Annotated in this window: 15 protein-coding genes; 12 read left to right on the forward strand and 3 right to left on the reverse strand. The window is 43.7% G+C overall.

All coding sequences use genetic code 11. From position 1 onward, the window contains the following. Positions 1–37: 37 nt before the first annotated feature. The gene (ettA, locus tag RGE70_RS04690; RefSeq protein WP_310470384.1) at positions 38–1,705 is read right to left on the reverse strand and encodes an energy-dependent translational throttle protein EttA; all 1,668 of its coding nucleotides are present in this window, start codon (positions 1,703–1,705) and stop codon (positions 38–40) included. A gap of 244 nt (positions 1,706–1,949) precedes the next feature. Between ettA and RGE70_RS04695 the strand changes: the two genes are divergently transcribed. The 12 genes from RGE70_RS04695 to RGE70_RS04750 all read left to right on the forward strand — a co-directional run bounded on the left by RGE70_RS04695 (position 1,950) and on the right by RGE70_RS04750 (position 11,648). Beyond that, complete coding sequence (locus RGE70_RS04695; RefSeq protein WP_310470385.1) at positions 1,950–3,545, forward strand: DUF3943 domain-containing protein; 1,596 nt, start codon at positions 1,950–1,952, stop codon at positions 3,543–3,545. Positions 3,546–3,669: 124 nt separating this feature from the next. Beyond that, complete coding sequence (locus RGE70_RS04700; RefSeq protein ID WP_310470386.1) at positions 3,670–3,807, forward strand: hypothetical protein; 138 nt, start codon at positions 3,670–3,672, stop codon at positions 3,805–3,807. Between the two features lie 23 nt (positions 3,808–3,830). After that, positions 3,831–3,953 carry a hypothetical protein gene (locus RGE70_RS04705; RefSeq protein WP_375087900.1) on the forward strand — a complete coding sequence of 41 codons (123 nt, stop codon included), beginning with the start codon at positions 3,831–3,833 and terminating at the stop codon, positions 3,951–3,953. 115 nt (positions 3,954–4,068) lie between these two features. Continuing rightward, positions 4,069–5,325, forward strand: a complete 1,257-nt coding sequence (gene glyA, locus RGE70_RS04710) for a serine hydroxymethyltransferase (protein WP_310470387.1) — start codon at positions 4,069–4,071, stop codon at positions 5,323–5,325. 124 nt (positions 5,326–5,449) lie between these two features. Beyond that, entirely contained in the window at positions 5,450–5,899 is a 450-nt protein-coding gene (gene nrdR, locus RGE70_RS04715; protein ID WP_310470388.1) for a transcriptional regulator NrdR, read from the forward strand. A gap of 44 nt (positions 5,900–5,943) precedes the next feature. Continuing rightward, positions 5,944–7,065 carry a bifunctional diaminohydroxyphosphoribosylaminopyrimidine deaminase/5-amino-6-(5-phosphoribosylamino)uracil reductase RibD gene (gene ribD, locus RGE70_RS04720; RefSeq protein ID WP_310470389.1) on the forward strand — a complete coding sequence of 374 codons (1,122 nt, stop codon included), beginning with the start codon at positions 5,944–5,946 and terminating at the stop codon, positions 7,063–7,065. Positions 7,066–7,069: 4 nt separating this feature from the next. Then, positions 7,070–7,732, forward strand: coding sequence for a riboflavin synthase (locus RGE70_RS04725; RefSeq protein WP_310470390.1), 663 nt, complete (start codon positions 7,070–7,072; stop codon positions 7,730–7,732). 144 nt (positions 7,733–7,876) lie between these two features. Next, positions 7,877–8,980: a bifunctional 3,4-dihydroxy-2-butanone-4-phosphate synthase/GTP cyclohydrolase II gene (gene ribBA, locus RGE70_RS04730; protein WP_310470391.1), complete on the forward strand. Its 1,104-nt coding sequence runs from the start codon at positions 7,877–7,879 to the stop codon at positions 8,978–8,980. A gap of 146 nt (positions 8,981–9,126) precedes the next feature. Beyond that, positions 9,127–9,603 (forward strand): 6,7-dimethyl-8-ribityllumazine synthase, encoded by a 477-nt coding sequence (gene ribH / locus RGE70_RS04735; RefSeq protein WP_310470392.1) that lies wholly within the window; start codon positions 9,127–9,129, stop codon positions 9,601–9,603. Between the two features lie 14 nt (positions 9,604–9,617). Further along, positions 9,618–10,025 (forward strand): transcription antitermination factor NusB, encoded by a 408-nt coding sequence (gene nusB / locus RGE70_RS04740; protein WP_310470393.1) that lies wholly within the window; start codon positions 9,618–9,620, stop codon positions 10,023–10,025. 169 nt (positions 10,026–10,194) lie between these two features. After that, complete coding sequence (thiL, locus tag RGE70_RS04745; RefSeq protein WP_310470394.1) at positions 10,195–11,154, forward strand: thiamine-phosphate kinase; 960 nt, start codon at positions 10,195–10,197, stop codon at positions 11,152–11,154. Next, positions 11,154–11,648, forward strand: coding sequence for a phosphatidylglycerophosphatase A family protein (locus RGE70_RS04750; protein ID WP_310470395.1), 495 nt, complete (start codon positions 11,154–11,156; stop codon positions 11,646–11,648). Before thiL ends, RGE70_RS04750 begins: the two co-directional genes overlap by 1 nt. A 56-nt stretch (positions 11,649–11,704) precedes the next feature. Here RGE70_RS04750 and recN read toward each other — a convergent pair whose 3' ends face one another. Then, complete coding sequence (recN, locus tag RGE70_RS04755) at positions 11,705–13,366, reverse strand: DNA repair protein RecN (RefSeq protein ID WP_310470396.1); 1,662 nt, start codon at positions 13,364–13,366, stop codon at positions 11,705–11,707. Between the two features lie 157 nt (positions 13,367–13,523). After that, a complete protein-coding gene (locus RGE70_RS04760) occupies positions 13,524–14,480 on the reverse strand; it encodes an AEC family transporter (protein WP_310470397.1) in 957 nt (318 codons plus the stop codon). Between the last annotated feature and the right edge of the window lie 230 nt (positions 14,481–14,710).

A 14,710-nucleotide genomic window follows, 5' to 3' on the forward strand; every position in this document is an offset into this window, starting at 1 on the left:
GGCTAAAGCCCCTGTTTTACCACTGCTAAATATAGCGCTATTTACTCATGCGCTTGTATTTCAATCGATGTGGTTCAACAACATCTGTACCTAGTGTCTCTTTTAACCATGTCGAGTATTCAGTGTAGTTACCTTCATAGAAGTTAACTTTACCCTCGTCGCGGTAATCAAGAATGTGGGTTGCGATACGGTCTAAGAACCAACGGTCATGTGAGATCACCATGGCACAGCCAGGGAACTCCAACAATGCTTCTTCAAGCGCGCGTAGCGTTTCAACATCCAAGTCATTGGTTGGCTCATCGAGGAGTAATACATTGCCACCCGCTTGAATTAGCTTGGCTAAATGTACTCGGTTACGTTCACCACCAGATAATGTGCCGATAATTTTTTGCTGATCGCCACCACGGAAATTAAAGCGGCCGACATAAGCCCTGCTTGGAATTTCACTGTTGTTGATCCGCATAATGTCTTGGCCACCAGAGATCTCCTGCCAAACAGTGTTTTTGTCATTCATTGCATCACGGAACTGGTCCACAGAGGCTATTTTGACCGATTCACCGATTTCTACGCTACCGCTATCTGGTTGTTCTTGACCGGAAATCATTTTGAACAAGGTTGACTTACCCGCGCCGTTCGCGCCGATAATACCGACTATTGCGCCTTTAGGGACTGCAAAAGTTAAATCGTCGATGAGAACACGATCACCGTAAGATTTAGTCAGGTTGTTAACCTCAATGACTTTATCGCCTAAACGAGGTCCAGGTGGAATGAACAACTCATTAGTTTCGTTACGTTTTTGGTAGTCGTTGGTATTGAGCTCTTCAAAGCGAGCCATACGGGCCTTACCTTTAGACTGACGACCTTTAGACCCTTGGCGTACCCATTCAAGCTCTTTAGCAATGGTTTTTTGACGAGCACTTTGGGCTGCTGATTCTTGCTGTAAACGCGCGTCTTTTTGCTCTAACCATGATGAGTAGTTACCTTCCCAAGGGATCCCTTCGCCACGGTCAAGTTCTAAAATCCAGCCTGCGGCGTTGTCGAGGAAATATCTATCATGGGTAATGGCAACTACGGTTCCAGTGTAATCTTGAAGGAAGCGTTCTAACCAAGCTACTGACTCCGCATCCAAGTGGTTGGTAGGCTCATCGAGTAACAGCATATCGGGTTTTTCAAGCAACAACCGGCAAATGGCGACACGACGACGTTCACCACCTGAGAGCACTTCAATTTTTTCATCCCAATCAGGTAAACGTAATGCGTTAGCTGCACGCTCTAAAACAACATCGAGGTTATGGGCATCTTGTGACTGGATGATCGCTTCAAGTTGGCCTTGCTCTTTGGCAAGCGCATCAAAATCTGCGTCAGGTTCGGCGTAAAGTGCATAAACCTCATCAAGTCTAACCAATGCATTTTTAGCGTCAGATACGGCTTCTTCTATTGCCTCACGGACGGTTTGAGTCGGATCCAGTTTTGGCTCTTGGGGTAAGTAACCAATTTTTAGATCCTGCATGGGTCTTGCTTCGCCCTCAATTTCAGTATCGAGGCCAGCCATAATGCGTAGCAGAGTTGATTTACCAGAACCGTTAAGCCCTAACACACCGATTTTAGCGCCTGGGAAAAAGCTTAAGGAAATATCTTTAAGGATTTGCTTTTTAGGGGGAACAATCTTGCCCACTCTAAGCATGCTGTATACGAACTGAGCCATTTTAATTCTCTGTTACCGGGAGTGGCAGTAATTCTACTCGATTCACCGCGTAACTTAAATCTGATCTTTAGCTAAAGGCGCAGTGCAATCTAACCAAAGCTCGTTTGAGTTTCAACAATAGCTGTTCTTTCGTTAACATATGTGTAACATTTATGCTGGTTTGTAGTAATGCTGATTTGTCTTTGTAGTGCGCAAAATTGAGGTCGTACATATAGCGGCTAAATGAATAAATTTAAGGGAATAAATGAATATTCAACAGTGTGTAGTCTTAGGTTGTGCGGCTCTGGTACTTGAAACGCCCGCATGGGCTGGCACAGCATTACCGCCGTCAGATCTGGTTGAGCAGATGAGCTCCAACGATGTCATTCCTAAATCTAGTGTCACCGTAAGTCCTCATACTGTCTTGACACCAGCACTTACTTCGCCAGAACTTATCGATAAAAATTGGTGGGGAGCGTTAGCAGAGACCACCGTTTTATTAACCATCGGCGGTGGATTGTACAAAGCGACTGAAGACAGCATGAAAGATGACTTTGATTATGAAATAGAAGGTAATGCAGGCCAGTACTTTATTGACCGTCTGGTCACCACCGATTCATGGAAGCTTGATGATAACCAGGTGGGTATGAACTGGGGACACGCATATGCCGGTGCACTTTATCACCAAGGGTTTCGTAATTATAACTTTAACTACTATGAGTCAATGTTGGGTAATTTTGCAGCTTCAACTGTCTGGGAGGTTTTTGCTGAGTATAAAGAAGTGGTTAGTATTAACGATCAAATCGTGACTACTTTTGGTGGTTCGGTATTAGGCGAGAGTTTTTTTCAGTTATCACAGATGCTTGACGCTAAAGAAGGTTGGGTACCAGTAAGCTTTGCTGCTGTATTTAATCCATCAAAAACACTGAGAGGTTGGTTTGGGAATAATCAGCCTAACCGTTTTGACCGCCTGCAAGCCCAAGATAAGTTCGATATATATACTGGTGTAATGTATTCGAGTCGCGAGGCCGAAAGCACGGCTGTCACAACCGTTTTATTGGGTGTTGAAGCCAGCATTGATAGTGTGCAAGGCCAATATGATGCCTTGTCGGCAACGCCAAGCTTAATTGAACTTGATATGGAGGTGGGGATTTCTAATGCCGGTATTGAAGATTGGCAATTAGCTTCTTACGTGTTTTTGGGCGGTTACACTAATGAGGTTAAAGCCACTGTTGGTTTGCGAGAGTCTTGGGGTCACAGTTGGTTTATTGGTCCTGCTATGGGGGTTCAATATAGCAGTTTAGGGCAAGAAGATGAAAACGAAGATTTTTATGCTGCTATCAATGTGATTGGCTTATCGATAGGAGCACAGTGGGCTAATGCCGATGTTAGCTTTAAGCTCCGTGGTGATATTTTTGGTGACTTTAGTATGGTTAAACCCTTTGCAACTGAAGGCTATCGCGCTGCCGGTGGACACTTTTGGGGGACAAAGTCAGTGCTTTGGGAGGGCGGATATGCATACGGTTTAGGGCATACTGCAACATTCAAAGCAGAAGCCCGTTACCAAGAGCTGTTATTCGGGGTTAAGCTAACCTCACAGCGTTGGGACTCTATTGATGATCATGAATTAAACCGCAGTAACGACTGGAACCCCAATAAAAGTGATTTAGATTTTAAAGATACCCGTGACCGTTACACCATTTACCTTGGCATTCCGTTAACACCTACATTTGGTTTGAGCATGCATTATGAACGTGTTGAACGCCGCGGCACGATAAACGGCATTGATAATACCGCCATTGTGCACCGTAGTGACGATAGTGAAAATCGTACTAGCCTACGTTTTGACTATAAATACTGAACATCAAAATACTGAACATCGCGACTTGGGTCAAAATACGGGGGCAATTTGTTTAATCAGTTGGGTTTTAGCCGCTTTAAACTGGCTTTAGCTGATTTATCTTTAGAAAATAGTGTTCTGTTTTATGGTCAAATACAGCGAGATCGATGATCGTGTGCCGATTTTATCGGGTGAACACCCTACAGCTTTAGCTGGTTTATGTGCCCAAGTTGCAATGCAGGCTAACCGTTCAAGTATTATTTGGAAAGGCGCCGTTTATTAAGCCCCGCGCAAGCTGCACACATAATGGCTTTATTAACCCATGTGACGGTATTACTTGTATCAACCTTTTTAATGCATGGTGAAATGATGTATTTGGACTCGTGCCATGACGCATTAATTGCTGGATTTGAACTGCTGCATCTTTGAGCGATGTTTACGACAAAACGCAAGTTATTTCATGCTGCTAATGCTGGGATTGTGTTCAATTGCGCTGTATCATACGGCAAAACCCTACAATAAAAATTTACAGCTGGAGTAAATAATGCTGAAAAAAGACATGAATATCGCGGATTACGATCCACAATTGTTTGCAGCGATTGAAGATGAAACTCGCCGTCAAGAAGAGCACATCGAACTTATTGCTTCAGAAAACTACACTAGCCCACGCGTACTAGAAGCACAAGGTTCTCAGCTGACGAATAAGTATGCCGAAGGTTACCCCGGTAAGCGTTATTACGGTGGTTGTGAGCATGTAGATATTGTCGAGGAGTTGGCCATCTCTCGCGCTAAAGAATTGTTTGGTGCAACTTACGCTAACGTGCAGCCTCATTCTGGCTCGCAAGCTAACTCGGCAGTGTTTATGGCATTGCTACAAGGTGGCGATAAAGTGCTGGGTATGAGCCTTGCGCATGGTGGACATTTAACTCATGGCTCAAATGTAAGCTTTTCAGGTAAGCTTTACGATGCAGTGCAATACGGCATTGATGAAACTACAGGTAAAATTGATTACGCTGAAGTTGAGCGCCTTGCAGTTGAGCATCAGCCTAAAATGATTATTGCAGGTTTCAGCGCCTATTCTGGCATTATTGATTGGGGCAAGTTCCGTGAAATCGCCGATAAAGTCGGTGCTTACCTATTTGTTGATATGGCGCATGTTGCCGGCCTAGTTGCGGCAGGGATTTACCCTAATCCGTTGCCACATGCACACGTGGTTACCACGACTACGCATAAAACATTAGCGGGGCCGCGTGGTGGCTTGATTTTATCTGCTATCGATGATGAAACTATATACAAAAAGCTCAACTCAGCAGTATTTCCAGGGGGGCAAGGCGGGCCTTTAATGCACGTTATTGCAGCTAAAGCGGTCGCATTTAAAGAAGCACTTGATCCAGAGTTCACCACTTATCAAGAACAAGTGGTAATTAATGCTAAAGCAATGGCGCGAACGTTTATTGAACGTGGCTATGATGTTGTGTCTGGCGGTACCGACAATCACCTATTCTTGCTTGATTTGATTAGCAAAGACATGACCGGTAAAGATGCTGATGCAGCATTGGGTAATGCCAACATTACAGTGAATAAAAACTCGGTGCCCAATGACCCACGCTCACCGTTTGTCACTTCTGGATTACGTATTGGTTCTCCAGCGATAACCCGTCGCGGTTTTGGTGAGCAAGAGTCAATCAATCTGACCAACTGGATGTGCGATATCCTTGATGACATCAGCGATCTTGCGGTCAGCGAGCGAGTTAAGTCACAGGTTATTGAACTATGTGCTAAGTTCCCTGTTTACGGTTAACCTTAAGCGTTAAATCAGGTAAACTTTAATGGCCGCATTTATGCGGCCATTTTGTTATTCATTCATCATGGCTTATTTTTAACCATTTAAGTCAAAACGTTATTTTTACGACACTGGAGGCCCAATGCATTGTCCATTTTGCAGCGCAACAGACACTAAAGTAATTGACTCTCGACTTGTCGCCGATGGCCACCAAGTTCGCCGCCGCCGTGAGTGTGTGCAATGCCATGAGCGTTACACCACTTTTGAGGGGGCCGAATTGGTGATGCCACGTGTTGTAAAACAAGATGGCAGTCGTCAACCATTTGATGAAGAAAAACTACGTGGTGGAATGCTCAGAGCTGTAGAGAAAAGACCGGTATCGATGGACCAAATCGAGCAGTCTTTAACAAAAATCAAATCGATGTTGCGGGCAACCGGTGAGCGTGAAGTTAAATCTGAAATGATTGGTAACCTAATGATGGACCAATTAGTTAACTTAGATAAAGTCGCTTACATTCGCTTTGCATCGGTTTACCGTGCGTTTGAAGACGTGTCAGAATTTGGCGAAGCCATCGCAGACCTACAGAAATAGCACCACTTATTTATACCTAATTGATTTTCGGATATTGCTAAATTATGTGGTCAACTGAAGATAGTCAAATGATGAGCCTTGCTATTGAATTAGCAAAAAAAGGCCTTTACACCACCAGACCCAACCCTTGTGTTGGTTGCGTGATAGTAAAAGACAGTGTGATTGTGGGTGAAGGCTATCATATTCGTGCTGGCGGCCCGCATGCCGAAGTTTACGCGCTAAACATGGCTTCGGATGATGCCCGCGGTGCAACCGCTTATGTGACCTTAGAACCTTGTAGTCACTATGGTCGCACTCCGCCTTGTGCCAAAGCGTTAATTGAGCATGGTATTAGTCGAGTTGTTATCGCTGTGACTGATCCGAATCCACAAGTGTCAGGTCGTGGAATTTCAATGTTGCAAGCGGCAGGTATTCAAGTTGACGTGGGTTTATTAACCGATGCTGCTAAACAAATTAACTTAGGTTTTTTGAGTAAAATGGAGTCAGGTTTACCACGAGTGACGGTGAAGTTGGCTGCCAGTCTTGATGGTAAAACCGCATTAGCCAATGGTGAGTCAAAATGGATCACTGGGCCTGAAGCTCGCCGAGATGTACAGCGCTTACGTGCACGCCATTGCGCTCTTGTCACTGGCGTTGAAACCATTCTAGCGGACGACCCAAGCTTAAATGTACGCCATAGTGAACTCGGTAGCTTAGCAAGTGAAATCGCCCCAGCTGAAATACACCAACCATTGCGTGTTGTATTAGACAGCAAAGCAAGGTTGGGGGCTAAACTTAATTTATTTAACGTTCCTAGCCCTATATTGCTCGTTAGCACATGTGACTATCCAGAAAGTGTCAAGTCAGCCTGGCCATCCCATGTTAATCATCAAATTTTACCCGCAAAAAATGCACGCATAGACCTTGATGCGTTGTTAAAGTTGCTCGGGCAGACATGTAATTCTGTACTAGTTGAAGCAGGAGCAACACTTGCTGGCGCCTTTGTTGCAGAGCAACGCGTAGATGAAATTGTATTATACCAAGCGATGAAGTTGCTGGGCGATAAAGGGCGAGCTCTACTCGCGTTGCCGCAATTTGAGAGCATGGCACAAATCCCCAATATTAATTTAATAGATGAACGTAAAGTGGGTAGAGACACTCGCTTAACGTTAAAAATGAGTAATTAATTTTATGTTTACCGGAATTATCGAGTCAGTAGGGCATTTGCGAAAAGTTGAACGTCGCGGTGACGATATTAGATTAACTGTCGGCAGTGGTAAGCTCGATTTATCTGACGTTAAGCTGGGCGACAGTATAGCAACTAACGGCGTATGTTTGACCGTCGTTGAGTTACATGCCGATGGATTCGTGGCCGATGTTTCTGCTGAAACGGTCACATTAACAGGGTTTTCGCATTACTCAGTGGGTAAAGCTGTTAACCTAGAAAAAGCCGTTACGCCAACAACGCGTTTAGGCGGACATATGGTCAGTGGGCATGTGGACGGTATTGCCCATGTTGATGACAAGCAAGTGCGTGGACAGGCGATTGAGTTTTGGTTGTCTCCTCCGGCAGAACTTGGCAGGTACATTGCTCATAAAGGTTCAATCACCATTGATGGTGTGAGTTTGACGGTCAATGAAGTGCAAGGGCACAAGTTTAGATTAACCATTGTGCCGCACACCGCAGGGGAAACTACACTGATTGATTTAAAATCGGGTGACAGCGTTAATATTGAAGTTGATCTTATCGCACGGCACTTAGAAAGATTAATGAGCTATTCAGCCGATGTTGAAGAGCAACCTAAGTCTAATGTTACAATGGAATTGTTAGCTCGATCTGGTTTTTTGCGTTAATCACTAGCTTAAGGTAATTAAAAATATAGTATTTATTACCATAAGCTTAATAATACAATCATATAAATGATGCACTGCCTAGCCTATTGCAGGCTCATAGAACAGCCATTTAGCTGACGCAGTGTTACAAATAAAGGTCCGAACATGGCGCTACATAGTATAGAAGAGATCATTGAAGATATTCGTCTTGGTAAGATGGTTATTTTGATGGACGATGAAGATAGAGAAAATGAAGGCGATCTCATCATGGCTGCTGACATGGTAACGCCTGAAGCGATTAATTTTATGGCGACTTTTGGTCGTGGTTTGATTTGCCAAACGTTGACAAAAGCGCGATGCGAGCAGTTAAACTTGCCGTTAATGGTGACCAATAATAACGCGCCATTTTCAACCAACTTTACTATGTCTATTGAAGCTGCTGAAGGTGTCACTACTGGTATTTCAGCGCAAGACCGCGCAGTTACCGTTAAAGCCGCTGTTGGTAAAGACGCAAAGCCTTCGGACATCGTGCAGCCGGGTCATATTTTTCCATTAATGGCACAAGAAGGCGGAGTACTTATTCGCGCCGGTCATACTGAAGCCGGTTGTGATATCGCCAGACTAGCAGGTTTTGAAGCATCGGCTGTGATTGTTGAAATCTTAAATGATGACGGCACCATGGCTCGTCGACCAGACCTTGAAGTTTTTGCTGAAAAGCATGGCTTAAAAATGGGTACCATCGCAGACTTAATCGAATACCGAAATACCAAAGAAACCACCGTCGTTCGTGAAGCGCAATGTAAATTGCCAACCCGCTTTGGTGAGTTCGACATGGTAACGTTCCGTGACACAATCGATAACCAATTACACTATGCATTGGTTAAGGGCGAAATTACCGAGAACACATTGGTTCGAGTACATTTACAAAATACCTTTAACGACTTATTGCACTCAGAGCGAGATCAGCAACGTAGCTGGCCACTAGAAAATGCCATGCAACGAATTGGCGAGCAAGACGGCGTACTTGTACTTCTTGGTCATCAAGAACATAGCAGTGATATATTAGCTAAAGTAAAAGCATTTGAAGCCGAAGATAACGGCAGTGCGCCTATTGCGGCTAAATGGAATGGAACTTCTCGCCAAGTGGGCGTCGGTTCGCAAATTTTAGCAAATATCGGTGTCACCTCTATGCGTTTATTGAGTTCACCAAAGCGTTATCATTCTCTATCAGGCTTTGGTCTGGAAGTGACTGAATATATAGCAGAATAAAAAAACACCTTGGGATTAATAATATTTCAAGGAGTAATTTCACACTTTTCTTATAAATTGCATGGAGATCAGCGTTAGTTGCTGTGGTATCATACCGCCTCTTCCGCCCCCCATGCTGGGTAATCAAGCTAATTTAGGTAGGATGAATGAACGTAGTTGAAGGTAATATCGAATCGAAAAACGCAAAGATTGCTATTGTGGTTTCACGCTTTAACAGCTTTGTAGTTGATAGTTTGCTTGACGGTGCGCTTGACACTCTAAAGCGTTTTGGTCAGGTTGCAGATGAAAACATCACTGTAATCAAAGTACCAGGCGCAGTTGAACTACCTCTTGCTGCACGTCGTGTTGCGGCAAGCGGAAAATTTGATGGAATCGTTTCACTTGGTGCGGTTATCCGTGGTGGTACACCGCACTTTGATTTAGTTGCTGGCGAATGTAACAAAGGTTTAGCTCAAGTTGCTCTTGAGTTTGACATTCCTGTTTCATTCGGCGTTTTAACCACAGATACCATCGAACAAGCTATTGAACGTTCAGGTACTAAAGCAGGAAACAAAGGCGGCGAAGCTGCATTGGGTCTGCTTGAAATGGTGAACGTTCTGCAAGCACTTGAAGAACACCTGTAATTTAGGACAATTTAATGAAGCCTTCAGAGCGCCGAAAGGCACGTCGTTTAGCAGTTCAGGCCATCTATTCATGGCAGCTAAGTGGCAACAATATTGCTGATGTTGAGCATGAGTTTCTTACTGAACAAAGTGTTGACGGTGTCGACATAACTTACTTTCGTGAGTTATTAGGCGGTGTTGCAACAAAGAAAAGCCAAATTGATGAGCTTATCACTCCCTTTTTGACGCGTCCTATGGATGAAGTTGATCCTGTTGAAAAAGCGATTGTTCGCTTAGCAACATATGAACTAACATTCCGTAAGGATGTACCTTATAAGGTAGCGATTAATGAAGCTATCGAACTTGCAAAAGCATTCGGCGCTGAAGATGGACATAAGTTCGTTAACGGTATCCTGGATAAGTTAGTCGCAAGAACTAAATAGTAAAAACGGCATCTTCGGATGCCGTTTTTGTATCTGAAAAGGGAACGCGAGTTGCACGCTTTTCTGCCGTTGATGTATCTCTACGCGGTGAATGCAGCTGTTTATTAGGCCTATGCGACAGGAACTAATAACCTCTCTTTTGAATTTCTCCTAATTAGTGATTGGTATTGTGAAAGAATTTCAATTAATCGAAAGCTTTTTTACTGGGCGAGCCCAGTCTAGAAAAGACGTAGCAGTCGGGATCGGTGACGATTGCGCCATCGTAGAACCAGCTGAAAGCAAGTCTATTGCTATATCGTGCGACACGTTAGTCGAGAATGTGCACTTCTACCCGGATATGCCAGCCAAGGATTTAGGATATAAGTCTCTTGCGGTAAACTTATCTGATCTAGCCGCAATGGGGGCTGAACCTGCATGGATGACGTTAGCGATAACATTACCCGAGGTTGATGAACATTGGCTGGCCGAATACAGTGCTGGACTGTTTGAAATAGCTGAATACTACGGTGTAGCGCTTGTGGGAGGAGATACCACTCGTGGGCCACGTTCTATCAGTGTTACCATTAATGGGCAACTGCCTAAGCACTCTGGCTTAACCCGTAGCGGTGCAAGAAATGGTGACTGGATTTACGTTACTGGTACTCTAGGCGACTCAGCTCTAGGCTTAGATTTACTGCGTAACAAAGCCAGTTGCAGCGAGAGTGATAGTACTTACCTAATTAATCGTCATTATCGACCAACACCGCGAGTATTAGCTGGGCAAGCATTACGTACTCGAGCATCGAGTGCTATCGATATTTCAGACGGATTAGTTTCAGATATTCAACATATATTAAAAGCATCAAACGTTGGTGCGACGGTCAACGTTGACCAACTGCCATTGTCTAAGTCGCTTACAAATAGTGTCTCTACTGAAATGGCCTACAGTTATGCACTGACTGGAGGCGAAGATTATGAATTGCTGTTTACCGTCCCAGAAGCGCAAAAAGGTGCCCTTGAAATCGCACTGGCTGAAACCGGTGTCAAGTTTACTCAAATTGGACAGATCTGTATGGGTGGCAAACTGAAGTTGATGTTAGACAAAAAAACATTTGACCCTATAAACCTTGGATTCGAGCACTTCAGTTAATGAACATATTGTCACAAGATAAATCTCTTTCAAAACTATCCCTTAAGAACCCGATTCATTTTTTAGCATTAGGCTTTGGTAGTGGGCTTGCAGCTAAAGCCCCTGGCACGTTTGGTACCCTAGCGGCGATACCGGTATTTTTGCTTATGGCACCATTGAGCTTGTCTTGGTACATAGGTCTTACTGTATTGGCTGTGTTGGCGGGTTTTTACATTTGCGATAAAGCTGCGAAAGATATGGGCGAACATGACCATGGCGCTATTGTTTGGGATGAAATTGCAGGCTTATTAATCACCATGATTGCTGCCCCCGCAGGGTGGCAATGGTTGTTAGCTGGTTTTGTGTTATTTCGTTTTTTCGATATATTAAAACCATGGCCGATTCGATGGTTAGATGCAAAAGTGCATGGCGGCTTTGGCATTATGATCGATGATGTTTTGGCAGGAATATTTGCCTTTGTTTGTTTACAAGCTGGCGCCTATTACTTGGTTTAACAATTATCTGCTTTAAATAAAGAAGGGAGCGATTATTCGCTCCCTTTTGCTTTTCGTTAGCTTCGCAGTAGCTCTTTGGCGTTGGCGATAGTATTGCTGGTGATAGTATCACCACCGAGTAGCCTCGCTAACTCTTCAACCCGCTGTGCTTTGTTTAAGGGCGTCATTGACGTTTCAGTCTTACCAGCTTTACTGCTCTTATTTACAAACATGTGTTGATGACCATTGCCTGCAACTTGAGGTAAATGGGTTACACAAAATACCTGTGTTGATTCACCTAACGTGCGCAGCATTCTACCGACTACAGCTGCGGTCGGCCCCGATATACCAACATCCACTTCATCAAAGATCAACGTCGGTGTGGCAACTTTTTTGGCTGTGATCACCTGTATACCAAGTCCTATACGTGACAATTCACCACCGGATGCGACTTTGGCAATGGGTTGTAAAGGTTGCCCTGGGTTCGTGGTCACTAAAAAATCAATGGCATCACAACCATGAGGCGATATAACATCTTGATTAAAGGTCACAGAGATACTGAATTTGCCTTTTGGCATACTGAGCTGATGTATCGATTGAGTGACCTTTTTATCCAGTTCTTTAGCGTAACGTATACGGCTTTGGCTTAGCTTGCTTGCATGATTTAAATATGCCTGCTGGCTTTTCTGGAGTAGTTCGCGCATCTCTTCGAGCTTGTCATCATCAGAGTCTAGTTCATTGAGTTCTGCCAGTAGACTTTGATGGTGAGCATATAATTCATTTGCGTTAACGTGATGCTTGCGTGCCAGTTGAAGCGCTTTAGATAGTCGCTGCTCTAGTTGCTCAAGGTATTCAGGATCAAGCTCTAGCCCTTGTAAGTACCGGTCTAATTCGCTGCTGCTTTCTTGTACTTGAATTAATGCTTCATTTAACATCAAAACTACGCTGCTAAGTTCAGTGTCGTAACTTTCTAGGTCTTGTCCTTGGCTAATTGAGGTGTTTAGTAACGACTCGACATTGGCTTGATCGTTGTCTTGCAAAATATCTAACTGGCTACGGCACAGCTCAATTAATGCCGTACTATTAGCTAGTTTTTTATGTTCAGCTTCGATTGTTTCAAATTCACCTTTAGTTATGGCAAATTCGTTCAGCTCTTCAACTTGGTACTGCAGTAATTGTTTGCGAGCAAGTCGTTCATGCTGGTCGAGCTCTAATTGCTTTAGCTGTTTTTCAATGGTTTTACAGCGATGGTAGCTAGACTCTACAGTATCAAGCAGCATTTTATGGTTGGCATAACTATCAAGCAAGGTTAGTTGGTGCTCATGTTTTAACATAGCATGATGAGCATGCTGCCCATGTATGCCGATCAGAAGATGACCCAGCGCTTTAACCTGTGCTAGTGGAATAGGGTTACCATTGACGTACGCGCGCGAGCGGCCATCAATACTAATGGTACGGCGTAATATACATTCGTCATCATGGTCTAGATCATTATCTTCTAACCAGCGTTTAGCAAGGGGGATGTCTAAAAGCGAAAACCGGGCACTGACTTCTGCTTTATTAGCGCCAGGTCTAATAGTGTGAGCGTCAGCTCGATTACCCAAGCATAAGCCTAATGCGTCTATTGCTATAGATTTACCCGCTCCGGTTTCACCTGTAATGCTGGTCATGCCGGCTTTAAAATCGAGCTCTAAAAAACGCACAATAGCAAAGTTGTTAATGCTTAGTTGGCAAAGCATAATGATGTCCTATCCAAACACTGTATTTATAAACAGTATATACTGTTTGCCGATACAGTAAATACTTTGCTGAAATAATAATCGATATAGTTTTACGCCGCGAGCCCTTGATCAAAGTATAAGAGGACTTTCGAGCTAATCCTGTGGGCGTATTTTTCTAATTAACCAGAGATGCTTCTAATATTGGCAAAATTATAAAGGTGATGACGGTACCAAATAAAATGCCTTGTGCGCTGGTGATAACTTGTGTGTCGTAGCGTTGAGCTAACAAATATACGCTAGCGGCAGTAGGTAATGCGGCTAATATAACGCCCATAGCAATGAGCTGGGGTTGTACGTTCACCGATTGCATAATCAAATATGCGAACAGTGGTTGGATGATCAGTTTGACTAGATTTATAGCGCTAATCTCTGCCAATTGTGTCGCGCTGATAAGTTTGGTTGAGGTTTGATATTGCCCTGATTTGGCCAGTACCATGCCAATAGCAAAAAGTGCACATGGACTTGATGTCATACCTAGCTGACTGATGATGAGCGTAATACTGTCTGGTAGTATGATTGATAATGCAGATAAAGTAATGCCAAGTAGGCTGCCCATAACAATGGGGTTCTTTATTAAGGAAGTCACAATAATTGCAATGGCTGAACTTTGTTTATTGTTGTTTGTCATTTCTAATGAAACTAATGCAATGGCAAACATCAATACAGATAGCAAGCTTGCCATAGCGGCTGCGCCAAGGGCTGTTTGATTGCCAGGAAATAACATCGCCATCAGTGGGATCCCAATAAATGCCGTGTTTCCAAAAGTCGCATTTAGGGCCCGCAGTGAAGCAACTGCATTGTCAGATGGGTTAAGCCGCCGTGATATTAAAAACGTTAGGGCATAGCTGGCTAACATCGCGCCGCTGAACCCGGCAATATAACCCCAATGCATGATGTCAGCGATAGGGGTTTGTGCGAGCGAAATAAGCATGATGGCAGGGAATGCAATATAGTAAACATATTGGTTTAAAACGAGATCGGTTTCTGCAGGCAGTAACTTTGATTTTTGAACGACTGTCCCAATCAACATAATGCCAAAAACAGCTAAAAGCGGTGTAAATACAGCGGACATATTGATCTCAAATAACGGTTATACGAAGCCGGGTGAATGTAGCATGGCTTCAAAACATATCATATTTCGCTTATTTTAAAGACTATTTTTAAGTGATTGAAAGGCTTAACCAGCAATTTTTTTAGAAGTTTATTTAGAAAGTAATTCGGTGTAGTCCGCTACTGTTGTATGTGTGTGAGTACAGATTCTACCAAACGGTTGTTTTATTAAGCTAGGTAGTTTGTCAGGTG

It is taken from the genome of Shewanella youngdeokensis (genome assembly GCF_033180165.1).
Classification (GTDB): domain Bacteria; phylum Pseudomonadota; class Gammaproteobacteria; order Enterobacterales; family Shewanellaceae; genus Shewanella; species Shewanella youngdeokensis.